The sequence below is a fragment of the Pseudoalteromonas sp. NFXS53 genome (genome assembly GCF_056629255.1).
The window spans coordinates 37700-53485 of record NZ_JBWVBR010000010.1; the positions used below are offsets into that span (position 1 = coordinate 37700).

Annotated in this window: 19 protein-coding genes; 6 read left to right on the forward strand and 13 right to left on the reverse strand. The window is 39.6% G+C overall.

The features are described 5' to 3' along the window. Positions 1 to 83: 83 nt before the first annotated feature. Complete coding sequence (locus AC1HJP_RS12060; protein WP_480362038.1) at positions 84 to 950, forward strand: pirin family protein; 867 nt, start codon at positions 84 to 86, stop codon at positions 948 to 950. 124 nt (positions 951 to 1074) lie between these two features. Here the strand turns inward: AC1HJP_RS12060 and AC1HJP_RS12065 are convergent, their stop codons facing one another. The 6 genes from AC1HJP_RS12065 to AC1HJP_RS12090 all read right to left on the reverse strand — a co-directional run bounded on the left by AC1HJP_RS12065 (position 1075) and on the right by AC1HJP_RS12090 (position 5429). Further along, positions 1075 to 1941, reverse strand: coding sequence for an AraC family transcriptional regulator (locus AC1HJP_RS12065; protein ID WP_480362039.1), 867 nt, complete (start codon positions 1939 to 1941; stop codon positions 1075 to 1077). A 282-nt stretch (positions 1942 to 2223) separates the two neighbouring features. After that, complete coding sequence (locus AC1HJP_RS12070) at positions 2224 to 2532, reverse strand: DUF6172 family protein (protein ID WP_480362040.1); 309 nt, start codon at positions 2530 to 2532, stop codon at positions 2224 to 2226. A gap of 218 nt (positions 2533 to 2750) precedes the next feature. Continuing rightward, a complete protein-coding gene (locus tag AC1HJP_RS12075) occupies positions 2751 to 3548 on the reverse strand; it encodes a hypothetical protein (RefSeq protein ID WP_480362041.1) in 798 nt (265 codons plus the stop codon). A gap of 232 nt (positions 3549 to 3780) precedes the next feature. Further along, entirely contained in the window at positions 3781 to 4488 is a 708-nt protein-coding gene (locus tag AC1HJP_RS12080) for an energy transducer TonB (RefSeq protein ID WP_480362042.1), read from the reverse strand. Next, positions 4457 to 4864 (reverse strand): ExbD/TolR family protein, encoded by a 408-nt coding sequence (locus AC1HJP_RS12085; RefSeq protein ID WP_480362043.1) that lies wholly within the window; start codon positions 4862 to 4864, stop codon positions 4457 to 4459. The genes AC1HJP_RS12080 and AC1HJP_RS12085 overlap by 32 nt, the downstream gene beginning before the upstream one ends. Beyond that, positions 4851 to 5429 (reverse strand): MotA/TolQ/ExbB proton channel family protein, encoded by a 579-nt coding sequence (locus tag AC1HJP_RS12090; RefSeq protein WP_480362044.1) that lies wholly within the window; start codon positions 5427 to 5429, stop codon positions 4851 to 4853. The genes AC1HJP_RS12085 and AC1HJP_RS12090 overlap by 14 nt, the downstream gene beginning before the upstream one ends. Positions 5430 to 5616: 187 nt before the next feature. On the opposite strand from AC1HJP_RS12090, the gene def reads away from it, so the two are divergent. Beyond that, positions 5617 to 6165, forward strand: a complete 549-nt coding sequence (gene def / locus AC1HJP_RS12095; protein WP_480362045.1) for a peptide deformylase — start codon at positions 5617 to 5619, stop codon at positions 6163 to 6165. A gap of 104 nt (positions 6166 to 6269) precedes the next feature. Here def and AC1HJP_RS12100 read toward each other — a convergent pair whose 3' ends face one another. Further along, positions 6270 to 6578 carry a hypothetical protein gene (locus AC1HJP_RS12100; protein WP_058028923.1) on the reverse strand — a complete coding sequence of 103 codons (309 nt, stop codon included), beginning with the start codon at positions 6576 to 6578 and terminating at the stop codon, positions 6270 to 6272. 308 nt (positions 6579 to 6886) lie between these two features. On the opposite strand from AC1HJP_RS12100, the gene AC1HJP_RS12105 reads away from it, so the two are divergent. Both AC1HJP_RS12105 and AC1HJP_RS12110 read left to right on the forward strand, forming a co-directional pair. Beyond that, positions 6887 to 8296 (forward strand): L-cystine transporter, encoded by a 1410-nt coding sequence (locus tag AC1HJP_RS12105; protein WP_480362046.1) that lies wholly within the window; start codon positions 6887 to 6889, stop codon positions 8294 to 8296. Between the two features lie 33 nt (positions 8297 to 8329). After that, the gene (locus tag AC1HJP_RS12110) at positions 8330 to 8497 is read left to right on the forward strand and encodes a hypothetical protein (protein ID WP_475158853.1); all 168 of its coding nucleotides are present in this window, start codon (positions 8330 to 8332) and stop codon (positions 8495 to 8497) included. Between the two features lie 190 nt (positions 8498 to 8687). Here the strand turns inward: AC1HJP_RS12110 and AC1HJP_RS12115 are convergent, their stop codons facing one another. From AC1HJP_RS12115 to AC1HJP_RS12130, 4 genes are all read right to left on the reverse strand, one after another. Next, a complete protein-coding gene (locus AC1HJP_RS12115) occupies positions 8688 to 10379 on the reverse strand; it encodes an immunoglobulin-like domain-containing protein (RefSeq protein WP_480362047.1) in 1692 nt (563 codons plus the stop codon). Between the two features lie 345 nt (positions 10380 to 10724). Continuing rightward, positions 10725 to 10904 (reverse strand): hypothetical protein, encoded by a 180-nt coding sequence (locus tag AC1HJP_RS12120; protein WP_138479997.1) that lies wholly within the window; start codon positions 10902 to 10904, stop codon positions 10725 to 10727. A 90-nt stretch (positions 10905 to 10994) separates the two neighbouring features. Next, a complete protein-coding gene (locus AC1HJP_RS12125) occupies positions 10995 to 11993 on the reverse strand; it encodes a Kelch repeat-containing protein (protein ID WP_480362048.1) in 999 nt (332 codons plus the stop codon). 199 nt (positions 11994 to 12192) lie between these two features. Then, positions 12193 to 12888: a VC0807 family protein gene (locus AC1HJP_RS12130; RefSeq protein WP_480362049.1), complete on the reverse strand. Its 696-nt coding sequence runs from the start codon at positions 12886 to 12888 to the stop codon at positions 12193 to 12195. A 187-nt stretch (positions 12889 to 13075) separates the two neighbouring features. Between AC1HJP_RS12130 and AC1HJP_RS12135 the strand changes: the two genes are divergently transcribed. Continuing rightward, complete coding sequence (locus AC1HJP_RS12135) at positions 13076 to 14245, forward strand: acyltransferase family protein (protein WP_480362050.1); 1170 nt, start codon at positions 13076 to 13078, stop codon at positions 14243 to 14245. On the opposite strand, the gene AC1HJP_RS12140 is transcribed toward AC1HJP_RS12135, so the two are convergent. Further along, positions 14229 to 14945, reverse strand: coding sequence for a substrate-binding periplasmic protein (locus AC1HJP_RS12140; RefSeq protein ID WP_480362051.1), 717 nt, complete (start codon positions 14943 to 14945; stop codon positions 14229 to 14231). The two genes, AC1HJP_RS12135 and AC1HJP_RS12140, sit on opposite strands and share 17 nt — an antisense overlap. Before the next feature lie 146 nt (positions 14946 to 15091). On the opposite strand from AC1HJP_RS12140, the gene AC1HJP_RS12145 reads away from it, so the two are divergent. Beyond that, the gene (locus tag AC1HJP_RS12145; RefSeq protein ID WP_480362052.1) at positions 15092 to 15364 is read left to right on the forward strand and encodes a hypothetical protein; all 273 of its coding nucleotides are present in this window, start codon (positions 15092 to 15094) and stop codon (positions 15362 to 15364) included. A 34-nt stretch (positions 15365 to 15398) separates the two neighbouring features. Here AC1HJP_RS12145 and AC1HJP_RS12150 read toward each other — a convergent pair whose 3' ends face one another. After that, positions 15399 to 15647, reverse strand: coding sequence for a hypothetical protein (locus AC1HJP_RS12150; RefSeq protein ID WP_480362053.1), 249 nt, complete (start codon positions 15645 to 15647; stop codon positions 15399 to 15401). Positions 15648 to 15786: the final 139 nt, after the last annotated feature.

Here is a 15786-nt window from a genome sequence, read left to right on the forward strand (position 1 = left end):
AAGTCCGATTGTTGTCTATTTTTTTGCCAATTTCAAGTTGTTATAGTTATTTCAACGCAAAGAGTTCAACAGGAAATTGTAAAATGACGACTTATGAAAACAAAAATGAAACAATTGATTTCTCACCAGTGACAGGCAACCCACTTAATATTGGCGAAGGCTTTACCGGTTTAGGCTTTCGCCATAAGCAATTTAACGGTGTGATGGATCCCTTGATCATGGCGGATCATTATACGATGACAGTACCGACTTTTGGCGCACATCCGCATGCTGGTATCTCAGCGGTGTCAGTACTGTTTGAAGACACTCAGGGAAAGTTTAATAACCGAGATTCGTTGGGTAATGACTTTGATATTGAAGCGGGTGATTTATATTGGCTCAATGCCGGTAGCGGCGCAATTCATGATGAAGCGCCAAGGCCGGGGGCCAAAATTCATGGCTTACAGGTTTTTGTAAACCTACCAGCAAAGCTAAAACATAATGCACCAAGCTCACTGCATATAAAACGTGAAGACATGCTAATCCTTGAAGGATTAGGTTATAGAATTCGTTTGGTGTTAGGTGAAAGTAATGGTCACTCTTCACAAGACAATGCCGTTTGGCCTGTGACTATTTTAGATGGCTATGCCGACAACCTGGCAAAGTTTACTCATCAAATACAAAGCGGATTTAACACATGGCTATATGCCGTTGAGGGCGATATTGAGTTTCAGTTAGGTGGTCATTGGGCAAGTTTAAAGCAAGGGTCATCAATTGCACTCACATTTGAGCAGTTACAACAATTAACGGTGCGAGGTGCAGCCTCTACGCATAGCCACTTTGTGGTGATGTCGGGTGAGCCGATCAAAGAAGCGTTTGTTCAACAAGGTCCATTTGCCATGACAACGCAACAAGAAATTGATGATGTTGTGGCTAAGTATGAAGCCGGTGAATTGGGTAGTATTGTTTAACCTTTTAGTTAAAGGGGGCGGCTAGCCCCTTTTAAGTTCTATATGAAGAAACTTGATAATTTTAATATATCAGAAACTTATAAGTAAGAGGCTGAAGATGTATCGCAGCCCTCAAATTTAAACTTTAATCTACCAAGCAATAAATACGTGTAAGCAGGTCTTGCGGCGCTACTTCTCGCACATCATTTAAGTATTCTTCAAACGGTGGAAAGTCTTTTAATTGATATTGGCTAGTTGGTAAATATTCACCAAACAACCAGTCATAAGGCTTTTCAAGTTCAGGGTAATCACCCTTAAATAGCAAAGACACAGAGTTAGAAGTGGGAATGCTCATCACTTCAAACTCATGCTCTTTTGGCAGGGTAGTTAAATCAACCGTAATACAGGCTTTTGATCTTAATTCATCTGTTTTAACGGTTTTAGGGTCGTCGTAGTAAATGCCAAAGTAGCGTGTTTTATCGTTAATTAAACCGAGTTTGCCAGCCATCATTGAGAGTTTTTCGAATGCTTGGCCTATCTGCATATAGTCACCGCTGTGATCAATGGCGATTAACGAAAGTGCTGGCGTTGTATGTTGTTCAACTGGGTACATGGTTTTGTATTCCTTATCTGATTTCGGATAAAGCATGGTTACTTGCTTATCAGCTCTTGCAGTACGATATTGGTTTGGTGTTTCTTGGTAGTGTTTACTAAACGCCCGGTTAAAAGCTTCAACACTGCCATAGCCAACTTGCTTTGCAATTTGCTGTTGAGACAAGTCACTACGCACTAAATAGGCCGCTGCTTTTAATAACCGCATTCTTCTTACCGTGACATTGATGGTTTCTGCTGCAAATTCACGGTATATCCGATGAAAATGATAACTAGACATACAGGCCACATCAGCAAGTGCATTGACATCCAACTCGCCATCTACATGTTCATAGATGTAGTCGATCACTCTAAGCAGACGTTGTTCATACTGATTTTTGGTAACAAGTTTATGGTTCATGGTTTCACTCAAAATCTAAGTTAAGGTGATTGTTCAGCGACATTGATAAGGTAATGCAAAGCCGTTTGATAATGTTTGCTAACTTTGTGTATTTATTATGGGTAACACAAATCCAGGGAGTTTTATACTTTAGATGAGTTTCAGTAGTGTTTACTTGATTTACAGAGGTAAGGAGTAAGAATAAAAAGTAAAGAGAGAAATAAACTGAACTGATATTTATATCAAAGCCATGATAAATCAGTTCAGTAGGAACGTTGTTAGCTAAGAAATCAGTTTAGCTATTTACTCGTCGTCGTAATCAGCAGAGTCTGCTGATTCTCTAAAACCTGGCTTTACTAAGATCTCAACATAAAATGACGTTAAGCTCTCATCTTGTGTTTTATCAATCAGTTTATTAATTTGTGATAAATGCACTGTTTCGGCTTCAGCTTCTGTGTTACCGAATTTACAGTCAAAGTCCCAATAATCAACGCCCGCAGGAAGCTTTTTATTACGCTCGCGTTTTACATACTTTTTTAGCTCATGCTTAACCGCGTCAACGCGGCGTGCGATTTTGATTTTAGGATGAGTTAGTTCAAATGTTTTTTTCATAATTGCCTTCAAGCAAACAAGGACTCAAGCAGCCGTTGGCTGGTCGAGTAGGGGCATTGATAAACGAGGAAACTCGCAATTTAATCAATATTAACTTTAGCAGGTAAGTTTACGCGATAATTAGCGAACTGGCGAGTTAGATACGCACCTGATAGCGTAAAATAACGAGTAGAAAACTTGTAAAAAAATAGGGGGCTGAAATAGCTTCAGCCTCCTCATTAATTAAGCGCTTGCTGTGGTTGAGATTTGGTTGGTGCAGATGCAAGTTTAGTTTCAAGGCGCTCAAGTTGCTCAACGAGGGCACTTTGCGTCATTTCAAGCTGTGCGATACTGCCGCCAATTTCTAGCTGTTTTGAATCTCTGCTTTGTGCTTGAGACTTTAGTTTATCTATATCTGCGCTCAATGCGGTTAGCTGACTTTTGATTGATTGTGCTTGATCTAGTTGTTCTTGTAAAAGAGATAGCTTTAACGTCATATCGGCTTGATTATCTGATAATGACTTAATACTAGAGGCAGTATTAGATTGCGTTTTATTTTGTTTTGATTGTGAGTTCTCTAGTGCAGCTGTTTGTTCGCGCAGTTTTTTAATTTCTGATTGATTGCGTCGCCAAGCTGATGCCCATAGCTTATCCATTTGTGTCCAAAGCTCATCGGTACGCTCGGTAATTGCGTTAAGCTTTGCTTTGATGGCGCCTGCAGATTCACCCATTTCTTCACCAGTAGCAGATAAAGCTCGCTCAAGTTCGATAATTCGTTGTTCAGAGGCAAATAATTTCGTCTGAGTTTTTAAGTTTTGCTGGTGAAGTGTATAACCGCCAATTGAAAAGCCAATGATTGAAACGATACAAAGCCATAATGCAGCATTACTTGATTTGGCAGGTTGGTGGTTAACCGTCTCGCTTTTGTCAAATGCAGGCGCTTTGTGATTCGATGGTGCTTGAGACTGCTTAAAGTCTTTAACCTGGTCTAAATCGGGCATAATACTAGGCAGCTCAGGTTCAATTCTTTTACTCAAAACATTTACCTTTGGTTTGGGGTTAAACAGAATCAAGAAGCTTACTTTAAAATCTGTTTAGATGGAATTAAAAGGGGCTAATACCAATCTTTCAAAATAGATCACTTAATTAAGAGGATTGGTATAAATTAGGGTGAGCTGAGGCAGTCAAAAAGCTAGGTTAGCATTTATACGGTGGTTAACTTGAGTATGGCTTAACGGAAGAGAGCTGGTTTCAAATTAAATCCTACAACTAGTTTAAAGAGAAGTTGAACTCGATCATAAATTCTTTTTCTTTGTGGCCTATTGCATTTGTATCGAAGATCCAGAGATTTACCGCTTTAAGCACATCATCATCAAGCGTTTTATGACCCGAAGACTTCGTCATAGTAATAAGGTCGATCAGACCGTGCTTGTTGACTAATAACTTGATAACTACTGTCCCTTCAAGTTCATTCTTTCTGGCTTTATAACTATAGCTTGGAGGCGCGCCTACGGTTAAATTTTGGTAAACTAACTCGGTTGAAAGAGCACCAGAGATTAAAATAGATTCAGGTGTAGGTAATGAGCTTTTGCTGAGCTGGGCAGGTTGATTTGTTTCTGCTTTGCCATGGCCTTTTGAGGCCTTGAACTTGTCTATACTTTCTGTTTCTGACTCTTGCTCTCCGGTGCTGTTTTTATTGCCTATACTCACTTTTAATACATTGTCTTTCTGAGTAAGTAAATTGATATTTGATTTATAATTATTTGCGGAGGTTAATTGCGATAAACTGAAGTCAGAGGCTTGCGCAGGTCGAGAAAAAAGAGAATTAAGTGTGTTTTTGAAACTGAAATTGTGTCGTTCATTTGAAGAAGACATCCATGGCGAAACAAACATGATGGTTACGACCATGACTATTGTTACCGCCATGATTAAGCGGTGAGAATCATTATTTAGATCCAGACGTTTCAATATTAACATTGAAAATCTCATTGCTTTTTAATGTATCTAGTACTTTTATGAAGTATTCATATTGGCTTTTGTTATCAGCGGCAATATAAATGACAATGTCATCTTGATGAGTTGACTTTAATTCGACAACTTTTTCACTCAACTGTGCCCACTCTACAGCTTGTTTATCAAAAAACAGGTTATTATCACTATCAATACTTATCGATTTGAATACTTGCGTGTTAGATTGTGAATTGTCAGCACTAGGTAAATCTACTTTCATACCTTCATGCCTCACCATAAATAACATTAAGTAAAAGAATATCGCAAGCACTAAGAAAATCACGTCCATAAGCGGTAGTAAGTTTACAGGCCTGTTTGGCTTTGAGTATTTAGGCAGTTCCATCTAGTTTTACTTTCATATTGGTGAGAAACATATCTTCTTCAACTAAATTTTTCTCGGAAATACTTTGGAAGTAACTATATGTAAAAAGAGAGAAAAGGCTGACAATTAACCCAAAGGCAGTTGCAATAAAGGCTTCTGCCATGCCTACCATGGCTGTCGCTGGCTCTAAATCTGTAAATGAGCCTGCTAAATTAAAAGAGCTTATGATCCCCCAGATTGTGCCTAAAATTCCAAATAACGGGGCTACACTAGTAATGACGTCAAGAGAACGCATAAAGCGGTTGTTTCTCATAAATGTTGATTTTAAATGATTCTCAATTTCTTCATTGTAGAGGGTTTTCTTTTTCTGCGATTGTTCTGCAAGTATGATAGCTTTGTCTTTTATATCGTTTGCAGTTGTTTCAATATGGAGTGAATTCAATAAAGTTGTTCTGTAAGTTAAATTTGTATCAGTATTAACTTTTATCCAGTAAATACTTCGTTCAACTAAGATGATTAATGAAACAACAAGCAGCGTTAAGAGAGGCCACATAAAAATACCTCCCTTTATAAATAATGTTTCCATACATACTCTTTATGACTTTGTAATCGGTACTAAAAATAACCTATCTCATATATTAATTAATTTCAATGCCACTAGTGATATTACCTTTGGGTAAAGTAGCTTTTTGATATAATTAGTATTTATCATGGAAAAGCCACTTTAGATTTTATTTAAAAATGATCTTCGTGTTTCTAAAATAGAGTTTTTTATGCCTTCAATCACTCATAAGCTAACCCTCGATATCGCTCAGCTAGGTCAACCAGTGCTGAAACAAAAAGCACAAGTTGTAGAAGATATTCTCGGCGACGAATGCCAAAATTTAATAAAAAACATGATGTCTACGGTGGAAGAGGCTGGTGGAGTAGGGATAGCTGCGCCACAAATTTATCACAGCTTGCGTATTTTTATTATGTGTTCAAAGCCTAATGCACGATACCCTGATGCACCACTAATGGCCCCTACGGCTATCATAAACCCAAAGATAATTGCTGCCAGTGAAGAAATAGAAAAAGGCTGGGAGGGTTGCTTGAGTGTACCGAGCATGCGCGGCTTAGTGCCAAGGCATCATGCTGTAACAGTGAAATATCATGATTCACAAGGGCGAGAGCATGAATCTGTATTTACAGGTTTTATTGCACGTATCTTTCAACATGAAATCGATCATTTAGATGGCCTGACTTTTATCGATAGGCTTGAGTCGATGGAAGATTTAGTGAGTGAAAGCTATTGGTATGAGCATTATATGCCTCAGGGGTAAGAATGGGATTTAATCAGGCTCATTGAAAAGTGAGCCTGATTAGTTTTTTTCGACTAAGTATTTAGAGTCCAAGTAGAGGCTTTTACTATGATTCTTCTGTGCCGTTAGTCTTCTGGACCTAATAGTGTAAAGGTTAAGTGCTTGCGCATGTCTTTTAAAATTACACCTTTCTTTAGCATGGCTGCGCTTAAGCGTTTCTGCCATTTTAGTAAATCAGGTTTTGCTGCTTCTAGTGATTGCTCATCTTCAAATTGAAAGCACAATAACAGCGAGCCAGGAAATAAATGGTATTCCACATCAAACCAACATTGCAGCATGCCTGGAATTTCTTCTCGACCTTGCGCTTCGATCATATCTGCGATTTGTAAAACCAAGGCTTGTTGCTTTTGTTGTACTTTTGAAAGCTTCTTCATAAATGAACCAAAAAGACAGTGAGTTAATACAGTAGGAGTATACCTGAGCTTGAGTAGCTAAAACAGTGAGAGACAATGCGACAAGCATCACTATTTAAGCAATGTCATAACTCGAAAATATATCTCATTCCGATTCAATCTTTTCTCAAAGGCAATAATTTATTACTGTGCAGCGTTGAGTAAAAGCTTTAAAAATTATCTTCTAATTTGAGTTTTCCTTCGTATAAGAAGTTTTCGTCTTAACCGATGAATTGATTCAGTCGGTTTTCAGGTCTGTAAGTTAGTAACAGTATTAATAGGTTAACGCTATGTCTTTCATTGCTATGGTGAGTTTGGCTGTCTTTGCAGCAATACTCTTGGCGCTATTTAAAATACAACAAAAAGAGGCACCACTCTCTCGGTTGGTATTAATCGGTTTATCTCTTGGTAGTGTGTTTGGTTTGGCACTGCAATTTTTCTTGGGAGAAGGGCATACAGCGATTCAAGAAACCTTAGCTTGGACCAATGTGGTCGGTAGTGGCTATGTCGGCTTGCTTAAAATGATCATCATGCCATTGGTGTTGGTGTCGATGATTGCGGCAGTCGTAAAACTAGATAAGTCAGGGGCACTTGGCAAAATCAGTGGTATCTCTATATCAATTCTTTTACTCACCACTATGATTGCTGCACTGATTGGTATCACCATTACGCAGCTTTTCGGCCTCACCGCAGAGGGGCTGACTGAAGGCGCGCGCGAAACCACTCGACTTGCTGACTTAGAAACGCGAATGGAAAAAGTCAGCGATTTATCTATTCCTGAGATGCTGGTGAGCTTTATTCCAACCAATATTTTCCAAGATCTCGCATGGGACCGCTCTACGTCGATTATCGCCGTAGTGATTTTTGGTATTTTAACAGGCATTGCAGCACGCAAAGTGATGCAAGAGCGTGAAGAGTTAGAAGCACCTATTCGTACTTTTGTAGAAACATTACAAGCCGTGGTTATGCGACTGGTAAAAATGGTGATTTCACTGACTCCTTATGGGGTGGCGGCTTTGATGGCTAAAGTGGTTGCGACTTCTAGTCTTACTGACATTCTGAATTTACTTGGGTTTATCGTTGCGTCTTATGTCGCTATTTTATTAATGTTTGTGGTGCATGGTCTGCTGGTGGGCTTGTTTGGTGTAAACCCAAAACAATACTTTCAAAAGATTTGGCCTGTATTGACCTTTGCTTTCACCTCGCGAAGCAGTGCTGCAACGATACCGCTTAATGTTGAAACACAAATTAACAAGTTAAATGTGCCACCTGCTATAGCTAACTTATCTGCGTCATTTGGCGCGACGATTGGTCAAAATGGTTGTGCGGGTATTTACCCTGCGATGTTAGCAGTGATGGTTGCACCGACTGTCGGTGTTGACCCGATGAGCTTTTCTTTTATTGTGTCATTGGTTGCGATGATCACTATTAGCTCGTTTGGTATTGCTGGCGTTGGTGGGGGTGCAACTTTCGCAGCCTTGATTGTATTGCCTGCCATGGGATTACCTGTGACGATAGCGGCCTTACTTATCTCTATTGAACCTCTGATTGATATGGCGCGTACCGCGTTGAATGTATCGGGCTCAATGACTGCGGGTATAATCACTCATCGTATTTTGGGGGATGCAGCCAATGCAGAAGTCGCATCGGATGATGTATCTGCTGCACAATCTAACGAGCAGTTTTCAAAAGCGTCGTAGTCTCACTTGCGAGTGCTCAGAGTTGGGAGTGTGATGCTTTCAACTCTGATTGCTCAACACCTAAATGTTCTGAAAAGCATTTATTACTTTTTAGCTGCGCTTACTTTTGAAAGAAATGAAGCGAACGCAATGCCACAAGACACTGAAATTGCAGTAGAGATTGAGTATGGATGTTCAGTAAAAGCTGAAATCAAAAAGTAGCATAAATTGAAAGCTGCCAATCCTATCAGAAGTTTTACGTAAATATTTGAAGACATTGATTATGCTTTTTTAGAACAGGTTTATTCTTTTGTACCTAATAAGATTGTTCAATACAAGCCATCCATAGTAAAACTTAGCACTATGAATGGCTTAATAAACAGATCAATTAGCCTTAAATTTGGTTATTTAGTTATAACTGGCAAGCGTTATTCGCTAACTGCCAAACACCCCATTGACCTGTTGTGCCAGGCTCTTCGCCTTTCGTCCACCAACCCGCTTTGTAAATGTCGCCTTTGTGGCTGACAAGTTGGTTTGCTAAATACACGGTATTGCGATCCCATGGCTGTGCACATGAAGTATCAGATACGGTAATTGTTCGACTTACCGTCGTTGTTTGCTGCGCACTATCAGACACACTATAAGTCAGTTGATATTGGCCTGCTGTATTTGTATCAACGCTGCCTGTAACAGTGATATTCGCTGTTAAATCACCATCTTCTTCATCAACTGCTGTGACACCCGCGAGTGCATTGAAGCTTGAGCCAATTGCCAGTTGCACATCGCTAACACCACTAAACACAGGCTTGTTGCTGTACACTTCTACTGTTCTAGTTGCCTTGGTTTCGTTGCCAGCAGAGTCACTTACGCTATATACCAATACGTATTGGCCTGTTGTTGAAGTATCGACATTGCCTGAAACGATAATGTTATTGGTTAAGTTGCCATCTTCTTTATCGGTAGCACTGACACCTGCGAGTACATTGAACACATCACCTTGGCGAACACGCGCATTACTCACACCGCTGAATACTGGCGCATTCTTTGGCGGCTCAATCACTTGACCATGAATAAATGGGCCATAGCTTTTAATAAAGCTTTGGTTGTAGGCTGCGCCAGCCGCGTTGGTTCCCATGTCCCAGTTTACTGACCAAGTCATCACCCCTTTAAGTGGCTGGCCTTGCTGTTTTAACTGATTAAATGCGTTGTACAGATTATTTGGGTTTTGAATATAGCCCGATGCTGCAGCGTCATTATTGGTTGGAATACCAAAAACCAGTTTATCGTGCGGGATTTGATGGAAGCCACGAGTCCCGTTCGAAAGAGAGTCAGACATATAGTAAATAAACTCTTGTTTTAGCGATTCGTTGGTTTGTGCTATCCAACCCACACCATCAACATACACGCCGTCACCTCCTTGGTTGTAAAACTGTGGGTTGATCCAATCGTAATAACCATTTAATGCAGTGATGTAAGGAATGTATTTACCCGCTTGTGTTAAATAGGGGAATTCGGGTGCCATGGTCACCAAAAAGTTTTTGCCTTGCGCAGCATAGTGGTCTTTAACAAGACGCAGTGCCGCAGGGATCACGGTTTGGTTATCGTCAGCAGTCACTGCTGTTTGTTCAAGGTCGATGTCTAAACCATCAAAGCCAAACTTATCAGTCAAGCGGATGATCTCATCGGCGAATGCTTGCTCGTCACCGGTTTTGAGGCCAATTAATGCATCAGCACCACCAAGGGCAAGCAACACACTGCGGCCTTGGCTATTTAGTTTCGCAATTTGAGCGATAAAAGCTTGCTCGGACAGCCCAATTTTGGGGTCGAGTTTAAAAGTCGGGATACGCCCCTCTGAAAGGTCATACACCTTCATAAATGAGACGTTCACAACGTTATACTGGCTGTTTACTTGCTCTAGCGTCACACAAGGCGCATTACCACCTTTGTACCCTGCGCCATCACACCAGTTATGCCAATAACCGACAACGACCCCATTGGGTTGGTTAACCATAAGGTCACCACTGCTCGCTAATGCACTGCCTGAAGCGAGTGATGAAAGGCCCATTGCAACTGCTGCAACTAGGGTGTTTGATATTTTCAACATGTTATTAATTCCTTTTGTTGTTTTAATGCCATGCAATTATTTGCAGGCGAGTTAGCAACCTAAACTCGGAATAAAAACGACAATTCAGACTTTAGGCTCGGTAAAAACAAGGTAGAGTACGATCATCAATCCTTGATACACCTCGTGTAAAATAATTGTAAATAACCTACCGTTATCTATATGAGTTTGGAAATGAATTTTTCTAATAAAGGTACTTTTTGATATCAGGAGAATGGGTTAGGAAGGGGCGGGGTAAATAAAAGAATCGTGCTACTGCACGATTCTAAATTTTCATTAATTTAAATTTAATCATCTAATTAATATGAGATATTGAGTTGCTATGCCTTAATCTTTCCAGCATTGCGTGATTTGCGCACTTTGACAAAGCGCAGGGTGAGTCGGGCACATTTGCCAAGAATATGGATCTGGCGTGAAATAACCCGCAGCAATTTTTGCTGTTTGGTCATTACTCAAAGATTTTTGTGAAAGTTGTTTAAGTGACTGCTTTTTGATTTGTAGTTTCATAATTATTCCTTGTAAATAAAACGTTAAAAAACTTATCGGTAAAAATCGAACTTTGGCAAATGAAAAAAATACAACTTAACAATATCCTGACTATAACTTTTGAGGCGTTATCACTTTATTGGCATCAAGCAGTACATTACTTGTGTTAGCTAAGCCACTATTACGTGCACCCCCTATCAGCCATGGTGTGCCATAAAGCGTTACCGCGCCTAAACCATGAAGGGCCGCTGGCCACTTTGATATGCTGTGCCAAGCATCTGTTTTTAAATCGTATTTTAGAATGTTTTGATAAACGCCGCTGTGATGTTCACCACCAAACACGTAAATACTCTCATTGATGATTGTTGCTGCATGTCCGGCTCTTGGTTCAGGTAAATGCGCTAAGGGTTGCCAAGTATCAAGCTTGGCGTTGTAAAGTAAAACTTCTGACAAATTGCTTCCACCCATTTGTCGGCCACCGATAACCACCCAGCCATGCTTGCTTGTTACCGTCGCTGCGCTATTGCGAGGACTAGGCAGTGGTTTTGCGTGTGTAAACGTATAATTTAGTGGATCAAAAACAAAGTGGGCGGCGGTATCCGTACTGTGTTGCCATTGTCCATTTTGGTTTTTTTGTGGGCTTCTTCCGCCTGCCAAATGAATTTTACCCTTGATAACAGTTCCAACCGTTTCACTCAAAGGGATAGGGATCTCGGCAACTTTGATCCATGTATTTTTTGTTTCATCGAGTAATAACACATCAGCTGTATTCAGCCATTGCCCTTGTGCTGAGTTTATAAAGCCGCCAAAAGCAAACAGCTTTCCTGCTGCAGCTTGAAGATAAGTATGATGTCGACCTTCAGGTAGGCTAGGGGCTTGTTGCCATTGCTTTTCTTCGGTTGACCAAAAATGTACTTTGGCGGTCATATTGCCTTGTTCAGCAGGCAGGGTTGAAGAAATGCCGCCAGCAACCCAAATCTTATTCTTATAAACTGCAGGATATATTTCTTGAACTGCTTCGGGTAAGGCGGGTGGAGCTTCGTGTGCGAATAAGTCATTTGTTAAAGTCGCGGATATTAATAGACATAGTGCGGTAAATGGCGAACGCATAATTTTCCTTAAAAACATAAATATCAGATGATTAGCATACAGAAGTTAATCTTTTTAGGTACATATGAAGGCGTGGTATGAGTTTTACACTTAGGGAAGTGATTGTTAAGTTGCTGAATCTAAAAGGGGATAGTTGAATTATGACGTGGGTGAATAAAATTCATACACGTCATAGATAACAGCTTATTCTTAAAAGAAGTTAGTTATCGGGAAACATCTCTTCTAGAGATAACCCTGATAGTTTTTTGATTGAGTTAAGTAAATAATAGAGTGCCACAAAAAATAAAATCATGCTTGGAATGGCTATCACTGGGTAGCTAAGCGCCGTCATCCTACCAAGTTCATTGTTAAAAGCTTCAGTGCCAGTTGGGCTCACGACAATCATTTTCGCTAAGATGTAATTCATCGCAGAAGAAAACAAAAAAGAACCGCCCAGAATATTCGATGCTGTAGTTTGTATCTTGGGTAACTTCTCTAAGTTACCTTTTTCTGCGAGTGCTTTTTCTATACGGGCCACATCGAGGGTATTTTGGTTAAACAACATAGTTTTTAAAAGCGGGTACTTAGTGTGTTGGCTGACAAAAATCGCGATTGCGATTAAACCCGGTACCAAAGCTTCTTTAATGGCGATGTATTTAACATCAAGCTCTAATAAGCTGATCCCGCCAGTCAATAAGACAGAAACGATACCTAAGATAGAAATAAAACTAAATTTACCGACTTTTTTTAATTCCCAAAGACCAAACCCTAGAGGAAAGGCAAGTGCTACCGCAACACCTAGGCTTGGCCCGAGGTGTTCTTCACCTGAAAAGCGAGTCAGGATGATAACGGGCACTATGATGTTGAATAAAAGTTGACTGAAAAACCCACTTGGTTTGTTTTCTTGCTGCGTCACAGAAACCTCATATTAGTAACTAAAGCACTGCAGCAGTGTACGTTAAAGTCATCGACTTCACCAAGCAGATAAAACGCGTTTTTTAGTGTTTCATCTCGAAACATTTCGTTACGTGAATTACTTATAGTGACTTATAATTTTGTACCTCTTATGAGGTAAACTCGTGAAAACTACCAAGGATGAAAATATGATTAAACACACTCGATATCACTATATTGATAACCTTCGCACCATGGCATTATTACTCGGCATTGTATTTCATGCGGCGCTTGCCTACGGCGCATCGTTTCAAAATATCTGGCTCACGTCTGATGTGACTAACCATATAGTTTTTGATTTTATAGCTAAGTGGACGCATTTATTCAGAATGCCCTTATTCTTTGTTATTGCTGGTTTTTGCGGGGCTTTATTAGTCAATTTAAGAGGAGAGAATAACTACCTCTTCAATCGTTTTAAGCGGGTATTTTTACCTTTCTTAGTGTTTCTGCCCATAATTCTAGGTTCAACTCTAGCAATCTCATTTTGGGCGGCGTCTTTTGTGCAATACCGCCCGCCCATTTTTGAGTTGTTCGAGTTAGTTGAATCGCCGACCATTAGCACCATGCATTTATGGTTCTTATTTAATTTGTTTCAGTTCTGTTTTGTGTTTTGGTTGCTGTCTAAATGGCAAAGGGGCTACCAAGCTATCATGGGCTTTATAAGTCGCCCTATCTTTCTTATTGCGGTGTTACCTTTTGTTGTTGGGGTTTCTATGTCGCAGCAGATGATCCCATTTCCTCCACCAGATAAGCTTTTTCCTCAATTATGGTCATATGGCTTTTACGGGGTATTGTTTTTGGTTGGCGCAAGCTTTTTTCATCACCATAGTGTGATCCAAAGGTATGAAAAACAACTCGTTTGGCTGTTACTTATTGCCGTTGTGAGCAGCTACTTTTATTTTGCCCATTTGCCAGCTCCGTTGGCGATAGAAGATGTGGTAACGGCTCTAAACAATGGTGGGGTAGTGGATGTTGAAGTCGATGTGTTTTTAGTTGTGATGCAAACCTTGGCCATTCTTAGTTGGACTGCAGTATGCTATCTGTCAGGTTACAAGTGGTTAAATAAGCCAAATAATTTAAGTCGCTACCTTTCAGATGCTTCTTACTGGGTTTACCTTATTCACCTTCCTATTTTGATGATTATTCAATTTGCTTTAATCAACACTTCATTCAATGTGTTTATTAAGTTCAACGTATCGATATTAGTGACTTTTGTTTTGTCTATTTTGAGTTATCACCTTTTTGTAAGAAGTACATTTATAGGTACCTTTTTAAATGGTAAAAAGCGCAGCGTTAAAGGGTTTAATAAATTGGCTTAAATGCGCCAGCTTCATACGCTTTATCAACGATTCTGATTAATTCTGCATTAGACATATTAAGCTTATGCTTTTTACTAAAGCCAAAGAAGGTTTCTTTGGCTCTTGCTTTATCTAACGAGATAGGTGAAATCCATAATGTCGAGAGGTCTTGTTCTTTCGATAGAGAAGCAAACTTTTCGGGGCTGACCATAAGAATATCGATGCGGTCTTTGAGCAATAATGAAAAGCCCACTCTGGCATTTTGAATTGAGATCTTGTCTAGGGATGTGTCTTTATCGAAACGTGGGAAGTAGCTTTCACCTCTTGCGACGCCGATAATTTTTCCGTAAAGGTCTTCATATTTTGTAACTCTGATTTGTTTTTTTGAGATCACACGTAATTGATCGGCTGCTTTGAAAGGCGAGAAAAACGCAAACTGCTTTCTAGATGTTGTTGGACTTAAACCCGCAACGACATCTACTTCTCCACTTTCTAAGAAAGCCACACAGCGGGCAAAGTTAGGTGACTTTATAAATGTAATCTCTTTATTTAGCACTGTGGCAAGCACCTTCAGAGCATCAATGTGTATACCAGAAGGTGAAGGTTCGAGTACCTGATAGGGAGGATGATCGTCAATACACGCTTTTATTGGTTGTGTCTGTGCTTGGGTGAAATGTGTGGTTATTAGTAAAAGTATCAAACATGCTTTCACTAAGTGCATTTGCTTTGGCCCTAATCATAACGAGAAGTAAATTTAAAAGCATGCTTGTACATAATTTAACAGTTTACCTGCAAGTCGTATGACATACTTTATGTGAACTACGTTTCAGTTTAACTCAATTATCAATTTTAAGGAAAGAATGAAAAATGAGCCGTTTGACGACCTTTGTTATCTTATTTATGTTAACCCTCAGCGGATGCAGTGCAGATCCTGAAGTAAATTGCTTTTTAATTACAGGTTCACAGCATTGTGCTGAAAGTAACAAAGCGTTGAATAAACAGAATAAAACGCTCAAACAACGTTGCTTGAAAGCGCAATTTGACCACAAATTAGCAATAGAAGAGCAGGATAAAAGTGCAATTAAAGCGCATCAAAAATCAGTTGATAAGTATTGTTTTGATGCGAAGGAAAAAGAGTAAGCATTTATATGCCTACTCAATTAAATTATGTTAATTATCTTTGACCTGTAGCTAAACTTGCCATGCCACCCATAAATTCACATGTACTGTAGTCAATCTCTGCATCAAAGGCGTTGTTGCGAATACTTCTAAAAATTAGTCGATGTGTGTTTGCGTCATGGCAAAGTACTTCATAAAAAGTTTTTTTGGATAATTTTTGAGAGCCATGCTCAAGGCTTTCGCCTGCTGATGTTGCTGAAATAAAGAATGTAGCTGATGCGATCATCAATGTTTTAAATGTCATTTTAATATCCTTTTATTAAAAAATGCCTGGACCTTTTTTAGGCTCGGAAATGACAATCTATCTTTTCAAATTAAAAATTCAAGTCTAAATACTGAGCTAAAACGATTTTCAGATGGTGATAGCTGGTAAATTGTTTTTA

Excerpts from the sequence above, each read along its gene's own strand:
- AC1HJP_RS12060 (WP_480362038.1), top strand. The coding sequence starts at position 84 with ATGACGACTTATGAAAACAAAAATGAAACAATTGATTTCTCACCAGTG.
- AC1HJP_RS12065 (WP_480362039.1), bottom strand. The coding sequence starts at position 1,941 with ATGAACCATAAACTTGTTACCAAAAATCAGTATGAACAACGTCTGCTT.
- AC1HJP_RS12070 (WP_480362040.1), bottom strand. The coding sequence starts at position 2,532 with ATGAAAAAAACATTTGAACTAACTCATCCTAAAATCAAAATCGCACGC.
- AC1HJP_RS12080 (WP_480362042.1), bottom strand. The coding sequence starts at position 4,488 with ATGTTAATATTGAAACGTCTGGATCTAAATAATGATTCTCACCGCTTA.
- AC1HJP_RS12085 (WP_480362043.1), bottom strand. The coding sequence starts at position 4,864 with ATGGAACTGCCTAAATACTCAAAGCCAAACAGGCCTGTAAACTTACTA.
- AC1HJP_RS12090 (WP_480362044.1), bottom strand. The coding sequence starts at position 5,429 with ATGGAAACATTATTTATAAAGGGAGGTATTTTTATGTGGCCTCTCTTA.
- def (WP_480362045.1), top strand. The coding sequence starts at position 5,617 with ATGCCTTCAATCACTCATAAGCTAACCCTCGATATCGCTCAGCTAGGT.
- AC1HJP_RS12100 (WP_058028923.1), bottom strand. The coding sequence starts at position 6,578 with ATGAAGAAGCTTTCAAAAGTACAACAAAAGCAACAAGCCTTGGTTTTA.
- AC1HJP_RS12105 (WP_480362046.1), top strand. The coding sequence starts at position 6,887 with ATGTCTTTCATTGCTATGGTGAGTTTGGCTGTCTTTGCAGCAATACTC.
- AC1HJP_RS12110 (WP_475158853.1), top strand. The coding sequence starts at position 8,330 with ATGCTTTCAACTCTGATTGCTCAACACCTAAATGTTCTGAAAAGCATT.
- AC1HJP_RS12115 (WP_480362047.1), bottom strand. The coding sequence starts at position 10,379 with ATGTTGAAAATATCAAACACCCTAGTTGCAGCAGTTGCAATGGGCCTT.
- AC1HJP_RS12120 (WP_138479997.1), bottom strand. The coding sequence starts at position 10,904 with ATGAAACTACAAATCAAAAAGCAGTCACTTAAACAACTTTCACAAAAA.
- AC1HJP_RS12125 (WP_480362048.1), bottom strand. The coding sequence starts at position 11,993 with ATGCGTTCGCCATTTACCGCACTATGTCTATTAATATCCGCGACTTTA.
- AC1HJP_RS12135 (WP_480362050.1), top strand. The coding sequence starts at position 13,076 with ATGATTAAACACACTCGATATCACTATATTGATAACCTTCGCACCATG.
- AC1HJP_RS12140 (WP_480362051.1), bottom strand. The coding sequence starts at position 14,945 with ATGCACTTAGTGAAAGCATGTTTGATACTTTTACTAATAACCACACAT.
- AC1HJP_RS12145 (WP_480362052.1), top strand. The coding sequence starts at position 15,092 with ATGAGCCGTTTGACGACCTTTGTTATCTTATTTATGTTAACCCTCAGC.
- AC1HJP_RS12150 (WP_480362053.1), bottom strand. The coding sequence starts at position 15,647 with ATGACATTTAAAACATTGATGATCGCATCAGCTACATTCTTTATTTCA.